The sequence below is a fragment of the Paraburkholderia sp. Clong3 genome (assembly GCF_050436485.1).
GTDB lineage: Bacteria > Pseudomonadota > Gammaproteobacteria > Burkholderiales > Burkholderiaceae > Paraburkholderia > Paraburkholderia tuberum.
In genome coordinates this window covers 1,894,855-1,909,457 of the sequence record NZ_JBNDMH010000002.1, presented here as the reverse complement: position 1 = coordinate 1,909,457, position 14,603 = coordinate 1,894,855, and the positions used below count along the sequence as shown (strand labels likewise).

Here is a 14,603-nt window from a genome sequence, read left to right as displayed (position 1 = left end):
CTCCAGGCGGCCGGGCGGTGGCGGCCAGGAGACACTACGCATGAATCTAGACTATTCCCCCGCTGAAGACGCGTTCCGCGCCGACATCCGCGCCTGGCTCGAAGCGAATCTGCCTCGCGAGTTGAGCGACAAGGTTCTCAATCACAAACGGCTTTCCCGCGAAGACTTCGCAAGCTGGCACAGGCTGCTCGGCACGCGAGGCTGGTCGGCAGTCGCGTGGCCGCGCGAATACGGCGGCCCCGGCTGGGACGCGACGCAACGACATATCTGGGAAGAAGAGTGCGCGCGTATCGGCGCACCTTCCGTGCTGCCTTTCGGTGTGTCGATGGTTGCGCCGGTGCTGATGAAGTACGGTAACGAGGCGCAGAAGCGCCACTATCTGCCGCGTATTCTCGACGGCACGGACTGGTGGTGTCAGGGCTACTCGGAACCGGGATCGGGTTCCGACCTTGCGTCGCTGCGCACCCGCGCGGAGCGCGTCGGTGATCATTACGTGGTCAACGGCCAGAAGACCTGGACCACGCTCGGCCAGCACGCCGACATGATGTTCTGCCTCGTGCGCACCGACAGCGGCGCCAAAAAGCAGGAGGGCATCTCGTTCCTGCTGATCGATATGAAAACCCCGGGCATCACGGTGCGGCCCATCATCACGCTCGACGAAGATCACGAAGTCAACGAGGTGTTCTTCGAGGACGTCAAAGTGCCGGTCGACAATCTCGTCGGCGAAGAAAATCGCGGCTGGACGTATGCGAAATATCTGCTCGGCCACGAGCGTACCGGCATTGCGCGAGTCGGAGCGTCGAAGCGTGAGCTGGCGTTTCTGAAGCGTGTCGCGCTGAATCAGAAAAAGAACGGCAAGCCGCTGCTGCACGATCCGGTGTTTGCGGCGAAGGTAGCGAGTCTCGAAATCGAGTTGATGGCGCTGGAAGTCACCGTGCAACGGGTGGTAGCCAACGAGGCGGGCGGTCGCGGCCCGGGCCCGGAAGCGTCGATGCTGAAGATCAAGGGCACGGAAGTGCAACAGGGGCTCACCGAGCTGATGTTCGAAGCAATCGGCCCGCTGGCCGCGCCGTTCGACGTGCCGTTCCTAGAAGGCGAACGCGAGCACAGTCTTGCCGGCGACGACGATGCCGCGCCGCTTGCCGCGTACTACTTCAACTTCCGCAAGACGTCGATTTACGGCGGCTCGAACGAAATTCAAAAGAACATCATCGCGCAGATGATTCTCGGACTTTGAGGAGCGGCGCATGGACTTCACTTTCAACGACGAACAACAGCAATTTGCCGATGCGCTGCGCCGCTATCTCGACAGGAGCTACGGCTTCGAAGCGCGCCAGCAGATCGTGCGCTCGGAGGCGGGCGTATCGGCTGTGCACTGGGCCGCGTTCACCGAACTGGGGCTGACCGCGTTGCCGGTGCCGGAAACGCAAGGCGGCTTCAACGGTGGTCCGATCGACATGCTCGTGGTCATGCAGGAGCTCGGCCGCGCGCTCGTCGTCGAGCCGTTTTGGGCGACCGCGGTCGGCATCGAAGCGCTGCGCCTTGCCGGCACCGGCGACGGCGAAGATGCCGCGCTGCTCGAACGGGCGGCCCAGGGCGAAGCGAGGCTGGCCGTGGCGTTTCACGAGCCGCATGCGCGCTACGATCTGTTCGACGTCGCGACGACCGCGAGCGGGCAGGGTGCGCAGCACACGCTGAGCGGCACCAAATCGGTCGTGCTGCACGGCGCGCAGGCGGACCACTGGATCGTGCCGGCGCGCCTCGATGGCGAGATCGCACTCTTTGTCGTCGCGCGTGACGCGGCCGGCGTCACGCTCACCGAGTACCGCACGATCGACGGTCAACGCGCCGCGACGCTCGAATTCAATGGCACGCCCGCGCGCCGGCTCGCCGGCGAACACGCGGGGGCGGCAACCCTCGAGCAGATCGCCGACTACGGCACGCTGCTGCTGTGCGCGGAAGCGCTCGGCGCGCTCGACGCGCTCAATCACGCCACCGTCGAGTACACCAAAACGCGCCAGCAGTTCGGCCAGCCGATCGCGCGTTTCCAGGCGTTGCAGCATCGCATGGTCGAGATGCTGATCCACGCGGAGCAGGCGCGCTCGATCACGTATCTGGCTGCGATGCGCTACGCGAGTGAAGACGCGAACGAGCGCCGTCGAGCGATCTCCGCGGCAAAAGTTCGGGTCGGCCAGGCCGCGCGTTTCGTTGGTCAACAGGCGGTGCAGTTGCACGGCGGCATGGGTGTCACGAACGAAGTGGCGGCCGCGCATCTGTTCAAGCGCCTCGCGATCATCGGGACCACGCTCGGCGACGTCGATCATCATCTCGCGCGGTTTGCCACGCTGCCCGGATTTGCGGTCGCCGAAGACTGATCGGGCCGTTCCACCGGACAAAGGAGGTGCACGATGAAAATCAGTTTCGAAGACATGGAAGTGGGCTCGAGCCGCGAAATCGGCAAGCACATGTTCACGCGCGAGGAGATTGTCGAGTTCGCGCAGAAGTTCGATCCGCAGCCGTTTCATCTCGACGAAGCCGCCGCGGCCGAATCGCCATTCCGCGGCCTCGTCGCGAGTGGTTGGCACACCTGCTCGGTAATGATGGGCATGCTCGTGCGCAAGGTACTGGCGGATTCGACATCGATGGGTTCGCCCGGGATCGACGAGATCCGCTGGCTCAAGCCGGTACGAGTCGGCGACACGATCACGATGATGAACGTCATCGTCGACAAGCGCGTGTCGCAGAGCAAGCCGGATCGCGGCATCGTGTCGACACGCTGGGAGGGCATCAATCAGCACGGCGAAACGGTGATCACCGTGCGCTCGAACGGCATGTTCGGCCTGCGCAATCCGGGAGCGGCGGCATGACGGCGAGCGCGGCGACGCTGGTCGCTTTCGACAATGCGGGTGCTTTGCGCGCGCTCATCGGCGCCGAGCCGCTCGTCAGCGAGTGGCTGAGCGTCGATCAGGAGAGGGTCGACCGTTTCGCCGAGGCAACCGGCGATCATCAGTGGATTCACATCGATCCCGAGCGGGCCAAACGCGAATCGCCGTTTGGCGGCCCGGTCGCGCATGGGTTTTTGACGCTGTCGCTGATTCCGGCTTTGCTCGGCAAAACGGTGAAGATCGAGCAGCGCATGGGTGTCAACTATGGCTTGAACCGCGTGCGTTTCATGTCGCCGGTACTCGTGGGGTCGTCGCTGCGCGGGAAGTTCGCCGTCGAGTCGGTGACCGACGTCGACAACAGCGGCGTGCAACTCGCGTGGAACGTGACGCTGGAGTGTCAGGGCAGCGAACGACCGGTGTGCGTCGCGGAGTTCATCACGCGGCATTACTTCTAGCGTTTTCCCTTCGCAGACGAAATGAAAAAGCGCGAGCCGGCAGGCATGCCGCTCGCGCTTTCTGTTTGTGTCGAGCCGTCAGCGAGACGGCCGAAACTAGTGTTTCGCGTACTGCGTCGCACCAAACAGCACCTCTTTCGCCTTGTCGTCCGTCAGCGGCGCGCGCGCCGACGCCAGCACGTCGACGCCGCGCACCACCGCCGGCCGCGCAGCGATCTCTTCATGCCAGCGCTTCACGTTCGGCAAGGTCTCGAGCTCGATGCCCTGATTTTTCCACGAACGGGTCCACGGAAACGCGGCGATGTCCGCGATCGTATAGTCGTTGCCCGCGAGGTACCGCGTCTTGCCGAGTTGCGTGTCCATCACGCCGTACAGACGTCGCGCCTCATTGGTGTAGCGATTGACCGCGTATTCGATCTGCTCGGGTGCATACACGCGGAAGTGATGCGTTTGCCCCAGCATCGGACCGAGGCCGCCCATCTGGAACATCAGCCATTGCAGTGCCGCGTAGCGCGCGGCCGGATCGCTCGGTAGAAACTTGCCGGTTTTCTCGGCCAGATAAATCAGGATTGCGCCCGATTCGAATAGCGCGAAGGGCCGGCCGTCGGCGCCTTTCGGACCTTCGGAATCGACGATCGCGGGAATCTTGTTGTTGGGACTGATGGCGAGAAATTCCGGCTTGAACTGGTCGCCGGCACCGATGTTCACGGCATGCACGTTGTAGGGTAGGCCCGTTTCCTCGAGCATGATATGAATCTTGTGGCCGTTCGGGGTTGCCCAGCTATAGACGTCGATCATCCTGGCTCCTTTGTTCGTCGAAGCGGCGCCGCAAAGAGGGCGCCGCCGTTGCCGAAAATTAGAGCATAGATCGCGCGACGCTGCTTGCCGCGGGCTCAGTCCCCACGCTCACACCGAGCCGAAGCACTCAAACGCGTGTGACCGGCATCTCAACGCGAGCCGCCGCGCCCGCATCCATATGGCGCGCAAGTTCGAGCTTGGCGATCGCGTTGCGATGCACTTCGTCGGGGCCGTCGGCGAAACGCAGCGTGCGCGCCGACGCATAGGCATACGCGAGCGGAAAATCGTCGCTGACGCCGCCGCCGCCATGCGCCTGAATCGCCCAGTCGATCACCTGACACGCCATGTTCGGCGCGACCACCTTGATCATCGCGATCTCGCCGCGCGCGCCCTTGTTGCCGACGGTATCCATCATGTACGCGGTCTTCAGCGTGAGCAGACGCGCTTGCTCGATCATGCAGCGCGCCTCGGCAAGACGCTCCTGCGTGACCCCTTGCGACGCCACCGGCTTGCCGAACGCGACACGCTGCAGCGAGCGCTTCGCCATCAATTCGAGCGCGCGTTCGGCGAGACCGATCAGGCGCATGCAGTGGTGGATGCGTCCCGGGCCGAGACGGCCTTGCGCGATCTCGAAGCCACGGCCTTCGCCGAGCAGCATGTTGGTAGCGGGCACGCGCACGTTGTCGAGTGTGATCTCCATGTGGCCGTGCGGCGCGTCGTCGTAACCGAACACCGTGAGCGGGCGATGCACGGTGATGCCGGTGGCGTCGGCGGGCACGAGGATCATCGACTGCTGCTGATGGCGCGGTGCGTCGGGATCGGTCTTGCCCATCACGATATAGACCTTGCAGCGCGGATCGCCCGCGCCCGACGACCACCACTTGTGACCGTTGATCACGTAATGGTCGCCATCGCGCACGATGCTAGTCTGGATGTTCGTCGCATCCGACGACGCGACCTCTGGCTCCGTCATCAGAAACGCCGAACGGATCTGCCCTTGCAGCAGCGGTTCGAGCCACTCGCGCTTGTTCTCTTCGCTGCCGTAGCGCTCGATCGTCTCCATGTTGCCGGTGTCCGGCGCGTTGCAGTTGAACACTTCCGGCGCCCACGGCACACGGCCCATGATCTCGCACAGCGGCGCGTATTCGAGATTCGTCAGGCCCGCGCCGCGCTCCGATTGCGGTAGGAACAGATTCCACAGACCGGCGTCGCGCGCCTTCTGCTTGAGTTGCTCGACCAGTTCGGTCGGCACCCATGCGTTGCCGTTCTGGCGGTTGCGCGCGATCTCCGCATAGAACGCCTGTTCGTTCGGGTAAATGTGCTCGTCGAAAAAGGCGAGCAGTTTTTCGCGCAACGCCTGGACCTTCGGGGTGTAATCGAAATTCATCTTGGACCTCGCGGGTAACGGACTGCGAATGATGGGGAGCAGGGCGCGCCCTTGTGTCTAGAGAACCTTCTGCGCATAGTGCCAGGCGAGTTCGGCCATCGGCTTCGCGCGCCGGCCGGCGTCGAGCGCCTGCGCGTTCGATGCGGTACCGTCGACGACGCGCTTCATGATCCCTTGCAGGATCGCTGCGATGCGGAACATGTTGTAGGCCAGATAGAAATTCCAGTCGCCACGAATCTCGAAACCGGTGCGTTGGCAATAGCGCTCGACGTACCGCGCTTCATCGGGAATGCCGAGCGCGGCCCAATCGAGTCCCGCGATGCCGCGGAACTGCGTGGGGTCGACATGCCACGCCATGCAGTGGTAAGCAAAGTCGGCGAGCGGATCGCCGAGCGTCGACAGTTCCCAGTCGAGCACCGCGAGCACGCGCGGCTCGTTGCGATCGAAAATCAGATTGTCGAGCCGATAGTCGCCATGCACGACCGACACGCGCTCGTTCGTCTCGGCCGGCATATGCTGCGGCAGCCATTCGATCAGCCGGTGCATCGCGTCGATCGGCTCGGTCTCGGACGCCAGATACTGCTTGCTCCAGCGGCCGATCTGGCGCGCGAAGTAATTGCCTGGCTTACCGTAGTCGGCGAGGCCGGCGGTGGCGGCGTCGACACTGTGCAACGCCGCGATCACGCGATTCATTTCGTCGTAGATCGCCGCGCGCTCGGTGGGCGTCATGCCGGGCAGCGATTGATCCCACAGCACGCGGCCTTCCACGAACTCCATCACGTAGAACGCGCGACCGATCACGCTTTCGTCCTCGCACAGCGCGAGCATGTGTGCGACCGGCACGTCGGTGTCGGCGAGCGCGTGCATCACGCGATATTCGCGTTCGATCGCATGCGCGGACGGCAGCAGCTTCGCCGCGGGTCCGGGCTTCGCGCGCATCACGTACGCGCGCGACGGCGTGATCAGCTTGAACGTGGGATTGGATTGTCCGCCCGCGAATTGCTCGAGCGTGAGCGGCCCCTCGAATCCGTCGACATGTCCGGCCAGCCACGCGGCGAGCGCGTCGTTGTCGAAGCGTTGCCGCTCGTTGACCGGGCGGGTGCCCTCGAAAGCCGAGTAGTCCTGTCTGCGTGCGGGTTCGCCGGTCTGCGTGGCTTGCGCCATGTGTCTCCTCCAGTTCGGTGTCAGCTACGCTGGTATCGGATGAATTGTGCGTAGAGCATTTCCATCGTGGTGTTGCGAACGTCGCGATGCAACGGCGACGGCGGTGAATAGTTGAGCATGCGCAGCACCCAGTCGCGCGGCGCGGCGCCGACGTCGAGCGCATTGATGCAGCCGGTCGCCTGCGCCAGATGACCGAAGAACGTGCGGCCGCCGGCCGTTAGCGCGTGCGACAGGATCGCGCGATTGACGCCGCCGTGCAGCACCAGCAACGCAGTGTCCCACGAGGTGTCTTCGCGCAGCGCCGTGACGGCCGGCAAAATGCGATCGAACAGCTCGCCGATCGTTTCGCCGTCGAGAAAGCGCATGCTTTCCGGCACGATGCCGTCGAACACGCCGAGAAAGGCGGCCTCGATATCGCTCGGCGGTATGCCGCCGAGCCGTCCGCCGCGAATTTCTTGCCACGCGGGCTCGATTTCGGGCTCGATCTGCTGACCCGTTTCGGCAAGCACGCGCCGCGCGGTTTCGATCGTGCGGGGCAAGCCGCTGACGATCACGCGGTCGAAGCGCACCTGCTGTTCGGCGAACACGCGGCCCGCCGCGCTCGCCTGCTCGCGGCCGTTCGCGTTCAGCGGCACGGTTTCGGGATCGATCGCGCGGCCGGAGTCGTCGAAGTAGGTGACGTCGCCGTGACGCATCAGGAAGATGCGGCGACGTTTCGGCAGTTGGTAGTCGGGCATGTCGGGCGGCTCTGTCGTCGTTTATTTGTAGATGGGGGCGCGTTTTTCGAGGAACGCGGTGATGCCTTCGAGACCGTCGCGATGATGCAGCGACGCGACGAAGTTATCGCGCTCGGCGACCAGATGATCCGCGAGCGGCTGCGTACCGGCCGCGGCGATCAGCCCCTTGATGCGCGCGACCGAATTGGGCGAAATCGCGCCGAGCTCGTCGGCCCACGCGAGCGCGTTATCGAGCGCGGTGCCGGCTTTCGTGAGCCGGTTGACGACGCCGAGTTCGTGCAGACGCGCGGCGCCGATCGGCTTGGCTTCGATCAGTACCTCGGTGGCCAGCTGGCGCGGCAGCGCCTCGGCGAGAAACCACGAGCCGCCGCCGTCGGGCGTCAGGCCGACGCGCGCGTAGGACATCGCGAATTTGGCGTTGTCCGCGGCGACGATCAGATCGCAGGCGAGCGCGAGCGAAAATCCGGCGCCGGCCGCCGCGCCTTCCACCGCGGCAATGACCGGCTTCGACGATAGCCGCAGTGCCGAAATCCATTGAGCGAGCATGTCGATGCTATCGGCTTGCACGGAGGGATCTTTCGCGCGATTTTCGAGCAGGCGGTTCAGGTTGCCGCCTGCGCAAAAGAAGTTATCGGCGCCGGTGATCACGACGGCGCGAATCGACGGATCGCGCTCGACGGTATCGAATGCCTCGATGCCCGCGGCGTACATGTCCGGATGCAGCGCGTTGCGCGCACCGGGGTTCGACAGCGTGAGGACCAGTGTGGATTCGCTGCTGGCCGGGCGTGAAGCGAGCAGGGCGGCGCTCATGATTGGGTCTCCGTTGGGATGTCGGCGGCGTCGCGCTGCGTGAGCGCGAGGCCGAGTTGCGCGCGTCTTGCGAGCCATGGCGACGGACGATAGCGCGGTTCGCCGAGCACGCTGTGCATGTTGCGCAGGATCGTGAGAATGGTGGTGGCGCCGAGCGCGTCGCCGAGCGCGAGCGGTCCGCGCGGGTAGCCGAGGCCGAGCATGACGGCGAGGTCGATGTCCTCCGGCGTCGCGATCTGCTTCTGCGCGATGTCGCAGCCGATGTTGACGATCGTCGCGACCACCCGCTGCGCGACGAAGCCGGTCGAATCGCGGATCACGGTGACGGGGATGCCGTCGGCGGCGAACAGCGCATGCGCGCTATCGCGCGCGGCGCGTGTCGTGGCCGGCGTGGTCATCAGCGTGCGGCGTTGCGCGCCGACGAGCGGGAATAGGGCATCGACGGCGACGACGCGGCTCGCGTCGAGCGCTTCGTCGACCGCGGCCGTGGTCGCGTCGTGGCCGAACGGCGTGACGACGATCAGCGAACCGGCGGCGGGCGTCGCGCCTTCGTCGAGCTGTACGCCCGCTTTGCCGACCAGTTGCACGACGGCCTCATACGCGTCGCGGTCGCGTTGGCTGACCCACACGCTTTGCGGCAGCGTGGTCGGCGCGGGCGCTTCGGCGGCAACCTGCTGCTTACCGTCCACGTAGCGATAGAAACCTTCGCCGCTCTTGCGGCCGAGCAGTCCGCCCGATAGCCGCCTGCCCGTGATCGGCGACGGCGTGTAACGCGGTTCTTCGTAGAACTGGTGATAGATCGACTCCATCACCGGATGCGACACGTCGAGCGCGGTCAGGTCCAGCAGCTCGAACGGCCCGAGGCGAAAGCCGGCCTGCTCGCGCATGATGCGGTCGATGTCCGCAAAGCTCGCGACGCCTTCGCCCGCCACGCGCAAGCCCTCGGTATTCATGCCGCGGCCCGCGTGATTGACGATGAAGCCCGGCATGTCCTTCGCGCGCACCGGCGTGTGGCCCATGCGGCGCGCGAGTTCCATCAGCGCGTCGCCGGCTTCGGGGTCGCTGCGCAGGCCGTCGATCACTTCGACGACCTTCATCAGTGGCACCGGATTGAAGAAGTGATAGCCGACCACGCGCGACGGATCGGTGCATCCCGCGGCAATCGCGGTGATCGACAGCGACGACGTATTCGACGCGAGGATGCAGCGGCCGCTGACCACCGTTTCGAGCTCGCGAAACAGCGCCTGCTTCACCTCGAGCTTTTCGACGATCGCCTCGATGACGAGATCGCAGCCGACCAGCTCGCTGATCGCCTGCACGCCGCTCACGTTGGCGAGCGCGGCGAGCGAGCGCGACTGCTCCAGCTTGCCTTTGGCCGTCAATTTGGCGAAAGTCTCCGCGAGATAGTCGCGCGCGGCGCCGACGGCGGCCGCGTTGGTGTCGTAGAGCCGCACGCGCAGGCCAGCGAGCGCCGCGATTTGCGCGATACCGCGGCCCATCGCGCCGGTGCCGACGATGCCGATGGTCTCGATGCTGAAATTGCGAGAGTTCATTGTGATGCCCGACTCCATGGGTTATTTTAGAATAGCACGATCGTGCAATTTCTTGGATGATTCGATGGAAAGCCGCTACTTCAACCTCGACGCGCGGTCTCACACACCATGACACAAGGAGACACCCCATGATCAAGCTGTGCGGTTTTGCGCTGTCCAACTACTACAACAAGGTCAAGTTCGTGCTGCTCGAACATGGCATCGAGTTCGAGGAGCAGTTCGTGAAGCCGAGTCAGGAAGAAGCGCTGCTCGAGCATTCGCCGCTCGGCAAGGTGCCATATCTGCAGACCGAGCACGGCGACCTCTGCGAGTCGCAGTGCATCGTCGAATATCTGGCTGCGCGTTTTCCCGACAAGCGGATCTTCTGCGCCGATCCGTGGCAGGCCGCCAAGGAACGCGAAATGATCTTTTTCGTCGATGTACATCTCGAGCTGACAGTGCGCAATCTGTACAAGGAAGCGTTTTTCGGCGGCACGGTCAGCGACGCGACCAAAGGGCGCGTCGAGAAGCTGCTCACGCATCACATCGCCGGTTTCAAACGGATCGCGAAGTTCTCGCCGTATCTGTGCGGCGAGCAATTCAGCGTGGCGGATACCGCCGGCTACGTGAGCCTGCCGCTCGTCGGTATGGCGACACAGACCATTTACGGCCGCGATCTTCTGCTCGAAGCGGGGATCGACTGGAAGCGCTACGTGAAGACGATCAACCCGCGGCCGGCTGCGCAGCGCGTGACGGAGGATCGCAAGGCCTGTGTCGCGGCGTCGCGTGCGTCCTGAGGGAATGAGCGCAGTGCCATGAAGCGCGCATGGGTGCGAAGCGCACACCCGTGCCGCGCCGCGCGATGGCAAGTAACGTGGGTTCGTTCGTGGCATCGCGCAAGGCATCCTAGAGCCGCGCGAGCCGTTCGAGCGCGGTAGCGAGCGTGCCTTCCTGCTTGGCGAAGCAAAAGCGCACCACGCCCGACTCGTGCGCCTCGTGATAGAACGCCGAGACCGGAATCGCCGCGACGCCGATTTCGCCGGTCAGCCATTGCGCGAATTCGGCTTCGGGCAGGTCGCTGATCGCCGAATAGTCGACGCATTGAAAATACGTGCCCGTGCACGGCAGCAGCCTGAAGCGCGAATTCGCGAGGCCCGCGTGGAAGAAATCGCGCTTGCGCTGATAGAACGCCGGTAGCTCCACGTACGGCGCCGGGTCCTTCATGTAATCGGCGAGGCCGATCTGCATCGGTGTGTTGACGGTGAACACGTTGAACTGGTGCACCTTGCGGAACTCGGCGCTCAGCGCGGCGGGCGCGGCCACATAGCCGACTTTCCAGCCCGTCACGTGGTAGGTCTTGCCGAAGCTCGACACGACGAAGCTGCGCTGCGCGAGTTCCGGATAACGCGCGACGCTTTCATGCGGCGCGCCGTCGTAGACCATGTGCTCGTACACCTCGTCGGACAGGATCAGCACGTTGGTGCCGCGCACGATCTCCTCGAGCTTGCGCATGTCCTGTTCGCGCCACACGGTGCCGGTCGGATTGTGCGGCGTGTTGATCATGATGAGCCGCGTCTTCGGCGTGATCGCGGCGGCGAGCTTGTCGAACCGGATCGCGTAGTCGGGTGCGTCGAGCGTGACGAAAACCGGCTTGCCGCCCGCGAGTTCGATCGACGGCAGATAGCTGTCGTAGGTCGGTTCGATCACGATCACTTCGTCGCCGGGATGGACAGTGCAGAGAATCGCGGTCAGCAACGCCTGTGTGGCGCCCGCGGTCACGGTGATTTCGCTATTGGCGTCGTAGTGGCGGCCGTACAGATTCGCGATCTTGTCCGAAATCGCCTGACGCAGCGGCAGCACACCGGCCATCGGCGGATACTGGTTGTGACCGTCGCGCATCGCGTTCGCGACCGCGTCGACGATGCGCGGATCGCAGGCGAAGTCGGGAAAGCCCTGACCCAGATTCACCGCGCCTTTTTCCGCGGCGAGCGCGCTCATCACGGTGAAAATCGTCGTGCCGACGTTCGGCAGGCGAGACGGAAACGTGGGGCTCGTGGGCGTGTCGTGCGGTGCGTTCATGGCGTTGTGGGTAGCAGTGCGATAAGGTGGGCCGGTTCTCGAACTGTCGTTGCGAAGGGCGAAGCCTGATTGTAGGGAATCGCGACACGCTGTGCGCGCCGCGGGTGTCACGTTGATCGTCAGAAGCCGCCTGACGATGAACCTTCAACATGCGCTCGGCTCAACGCGCCACCCGGACGGTCGGATTCACGCGTTGACGGGCTCGCCCCCAGCATTCTGCGCGATGCCGATTGCCGCGACGAACGGTGCCGGTTGCGCGATCCTGAAGCCGAAGTCGCGCGCGATCCGTTTCGCGAGCTTCAGCACCGCACGGTCTTTCGACACGAGCCAGTCGGCCTGCGCCGCATGCGCAAGCTCGAGAAACTTCTGATCGTCGCGATCCTTGCATTGGGGCAGCGGCCGCGCGTCGGCGGCGGACTCGGTCGGCTCACACGGCTCGACCAGTTGCGCCAGCCGCGCGACGACCGCGAGCGCAGCGGCTTTGTCGACAATGCGGTGCGCGAACTGCGGATAGTCGAGCACGTAGGCGAGCTCGGCGAGGCAGCGCGCGTCGATCAGCGCGGCGAGCGCGCCGCTTTCGAGCGCGGCGGCGATCGGCCGCGTGTGAGGGTCGTCGAATACGAGTATGTCGATCCAGACATTGGAATCGAGTACGACGCGCAACGCGCCGCTTGAGGCGAGGGAACCGGGCATTCGTTACAATCGGGCTTTCGTCTTTGACCGCCAGGCACGGCGTGCCTGCAAGCCTCTATGATAATCGTTCTGTCGCCGGCGAAATCGCTCGACTACGACACCCCGCCGCACGTCAAAAAGCACACGATCCCCGATTTCGTCGATGACGCCGCCGAACTGATCAGCGGCCTGCGCCGTTTGTCGCCGCAACAGATCGCTTCGCTGATGAGCATTTCCGATCAGCTCGCGCACCTCAATTTTCAGCGTTACGCGGACTGGTCGCCGCAATTCGGCATGCACAACGCCAAGCAGGCTGTGCTCGCTTTCAACGGCGACGTGTACGAAGGTTTCGATGCGAAGACGTTGTCGTCAGCCGATCTCGACTATGCGCAGAATCACGTGCGGGTGCTGTCGGGCCTCTACGGCCTGCTGCGTCCGCTCGATCTGCTGCAGCCGTACCGGCTCGAAATGGGCACGCGTTTCGTCAACCCGCGCGGCAAGGATCTGTACGCGTTCTGGGGCGAGCGGATCACGCACGCGTTGAACGCGCAGTTGAAGAAGAATGCGGCCACCTCGCGCGTGCTGGTCAATTGCGCATCGGGCGAATACTTCAAGTCGGTCAAGCCGAAGCTGCTCGACGCGCCGGTCGTCACGCCGGTGTTCGAAGACTGGAAGGGCGGCCGCTACAAAATCATCAGCTTCCATGCAAAACGCGCGCGCGGCTTGATGGCGCGCTTCGCGGTGGAAAATCGCCTCGATCGTCCCGAGCAGTTGAAGGACTTCGAGACCGAAGGCTACGCGTTCTGTGCCGAAGCCTCGAACGACTCCACTTTCGTATTTCGCCGCCGCGTTGCGGAATAAACGTGCCGCTGCGCTAAAAAGGCAGCGTGAATTCAGGCAGGGAAGACTCCGATGACGTTATCGATTACGAGCAATTTCGACGCAGGCGCAGTTGATGTGCTGTCCTGCGAGGACGCCGGCAATATTCGCCTGCGCGTACGGCCCGACAGCCACGCCGAGTTTGCGCAGTGGTTCTATTTCCGCCTGTCGGGCGCGGCGGGCGAGCGCTGCGTGATGACCTTCGAGAACGCCGCCGCGTGCGCGTTCGCGGAGGGCTGGCGCGACTATCGGGCGGTCGCAAGCTACGACCGCGTGAACTGGTTTCGCGTGCCGACGTCGTACGACGGCCGCGTGCTGACGATCGACCATACGCCCGATTTCGACAGCATCTACTACGCGTACTTCGAACCGTACAGCGAGGAGCGTCATGCGGAGTTTCTCGGCGCCGTGCAGCAGATGCCGCACGCGTCGCTGACCGAACTCGGCAAGACGGTCGAAGGCCGGCCGATTTCGCTGCTCACGCTCGGCACGCCGCCCGCCAACGATGCCGCCAACGCCGCGCCCAAAAAGAACATCTGGCTGATTGCCCGGCAGCATCCGGGCGAGACGATGGCCGAATGGTTCATCGAGGGGTTCGTGAAGCGCCTCGCCGGTTGGGGCGATTGGGCGGGCGACCCGGTCGCGCGCAAGCTCTACGATCATGCGGTGTTTCACATCGTGCCGAACATGAATCCGGACGGCAGCGTGCGCGGCAATCTGCGCACCAACGCGGCCGGCGCGAACCTGAATCGCGAATGGATGGAGCCGGACGCCGCGCGCAGTCCCGAGGTGCTGGTGGTGCGCGACGCGATTCATGCGATAGGCTGCGACCTGTTCTTCGATATTCATGGCGACGAGGCATTGCCGTATGTGTTCGTCGCGGGCTCCGAAATGTTGCCGGGCTTCACCGAGCGGCAGAGCCGCGAGCAGACGGCGTTCATCGAGGCGTTCAAGCACGCGAGTCCGGATTTTCAGGACAAGTATGGCTATGCGGCGAGCAAGTATCGCGAGGATGCGTTGAAGCTCGCGTCGAAGTACATCGGCAACGAATTCGGCTGTCTGTCGTTGACGTTGGAAATGCCGTTCAAGGACAACGCAAATCTGCCCGACGAGCGGGTCGGCTGGAACGGCGAGCGCAGCGCATCGCTTGGCGCCGCAATGTTGCAAGCGATCCTGCGACACGTGGAGACGTTCGCCTGAAGAAG

The 14,603-nt window shown here is 64.2% G+C and carries 15 protein-coding genes; 7 read left to right on the top strand and 8 right to left on the bottom strand.

All coding sequences use genetic code 11. The features are described 5' to 3' along the window. Positions 1-40 precede the first annotated feature (40 nt). The 4 genes from OKW30_RS13000 to OKW30_RS12985 are packed head-to-tail and all read left to right on the top strand — an operon-like array spanning position 41 to position 3,340. The gene (locus tag OKW30_RS13000; protein WP_090803787.1) at positions 41-1,237 is read left to right on the top strand and encodes an acyl-CoA dehydrogenase family protein; all 1,197 of its coding nucleotides are present in this window, start codon (positions 41-43) and stop codon (positions 1,235-1,237) included. A gap of 10 nt (positions 1,238-1,247) precedes the next feature. Beyond that, positions 1,248-2,375 (top strand): acyl-CoA dehydrogenase family protein, encoded by a 1,128-nt coding sequence (locus OKW30_RS12995; RefSeq protein ID WP_429346870.1) that lies wholly within the window; start codon positions 1,248-1,250, stop codon positions 2,373-2,375. Between the two features lie 33 nt (positions 2,376-2,408). Beyond that, on the top strand, positions 2,409-2,867 hold the full coding sequence (locus OKW30_RS12990; RefSeq protein WP_090803790.1) for a MaoC family dehydratase: 459 nt from the start codon (positions 2,409-2,411) through the stop codon (positions 2,865-2,867). Then, positions 2,864-3,340: a MaoC family dehydratase gene (locus OKW30_RS12985; RefSeq protein ID WP_184072126.1), complete on the top strand. Its 477-nt coding sequence runs from the start codon at positions 2,864-2,866 to the stop codon at positions 3,338-3,340. The genes OKW30_RS12990 and OKW30_RS12985 overlap by 4 nt, the downstream gene beginning before the upstream one ends. A 96-nt stretch (positions 3,341-3,436) precedes the next feature. On the opposite strand, the gene OKW30_RS12980 is transcribed toward OKW30_RS12985, so the two are convergent. From OKW30_RS12980 to OKW30_RS12955, 6 genes are all read right to left on the bottom strand, one after another. Then, positions 3,437-4,138 carry a glutathione binding-like protein gene (locus tag OKW30_RS12980; protein ID WP_429346869.1) on the bottom strand — a complete coding sequence of 234 codons (702 nt, stop codon included), beginning with the start codon at positions 4,136-4,138 and terminating at the stop codon, positions 3,437-3,439. A gap of 127 nt (positions 4,139-4,265) precedes the next feature. After that, positions 4,266-5,525, bottom strand: a complete 1,260-nt coding sequence (locus OKW30_RS12975; RefSeq protein ID WP_184072128.1) for an acyl-CoA dehydrogenase family protein — start codon at positions 5,523-5,525, stop codon at positions 4,266-4,268. Between the two features lie 57 nt (positions 5,526-5,582). After that, a complete protein-coding gene (locus OKW30_RS12970) occupies positions 5,583-6,689 on the bottom strand; it encodes a phosphotransferase (protein WP_184059299.1) in 1,107 nt (368 codons plus the stop codon). 20 nt (positions 6,690-6,709) lie between these two features. Then, entirely contained in the window at positions 6,710-7,426 is a 717-nt protein-coding gene (locus OKW30_RS12965; RefSeq protein ID WP_429346868.1) for a histidine phosphatase family protein, read from the bottom strand. A gap of 21 nt (positions 7,427-7,447) precedes the next feature. Next, positions 7,448-8,236, bottom strand: coding sequence for an oxepin-CoA hydrolase, alternative type (locus OKW30_RS12960; RefSeq protein WP_090803799.1), 789 nt, complete (start codon positions 8,234-8,236; stop codon positions 7,448-7,450). Next, the gene (locus OKW30_RS12955; protein ID WP_429346867.1) at positions 8,233-9,789 is read right to left on the bottom strand and encodes a 3-hydroxyacyl-CoA dehydrogenase; all 1,557 of its coding nucleotides are present in this window, start codon (positions 9,787-9,789) and stop codon (positions 8,233-8,235) included. The genes OKW30_RS12960 and OKW30_RS12955 overlap by 4 nt, the downstream gene beginning before the upstream one ends. 128 nt (positions 9,790-9,917) lie before the next feature. Here OKW30_RS12955 and OKW30_RS12950 point away from each other — a divergent pair, with 128 nt between their 5' ends. After that, the gene (locus tag OKW30_RS12950; RefSeq protein ID WP_090803802.1) at positions 9,918-10,565 is read left to right on the top strand and encodes a glutathione S-transferase; all 648 of its coding nucleotides are present in this window, start codon (positions 9,918-9,920) and stop codon (positions 10,563-10,565) included. 109 nt (positions 10,566-10,674) lie between these two features. Here the strand turns inward: OKW30_RS12950 and OKW30_RS12945 are convergent, their stop codons facing one another. After that, positions 10,675-11,847, bottom strand: a complete 1,173-nt coding sequence (locus tag OKW30_RS12945; RefSeq protein WP_187626995.1) for a pyridoxal phosphate-dependent aminotransferase — start codon at positions 11,845-11,847, stop codon at positions 10,675-10,677. 186 nt (positions 11,848-12,033) lie between these two features. Further along, positions 12,034-12,540: a putative toxin-antitoxin system toxin component, PIN family gene (locus OKW30_RS12940; protein ID WP_429346866.1), complete on the bottom strand. Its 507-nt coding sequence runs from the start codon at positions 12,538-12,540 to the stop codon at positions 12,034-12,036. A gap of 57 nt (positions 12,541-12,597) precedes the next feature. On the opposite strand from OKW30_RS12940, the gene yaaA reads away from it, so the two are divergent. Then, the gene (gene yaaA, locus OKW30_RS12935) at positions 12,598-13,380 is read left to right on the top strand and encodes a peroxide stress protein YaaA (RefSeq protein ID WP_429346865.1); all 783 of its coding nucleotides are present in this window, start codon (positions 12,598-12,600) and stop codon (positions 13,378-13,380) included. Positions 13,381-13,431: 51 nt separating this feature from the next. Next, positions 13,432-14,598: a M14 family metallopeptidase gene (locus OKW30_RS12930; RefSeq protein WP_429346864.1), complete on the top strand. Its 1,167-nt coding sequence runs from the start codon at positions 13,432-13,434 to the stop codon at positions 14,596-14,598. Positions 14,599-14,603 lie beyond the last annotated feature (5 nt).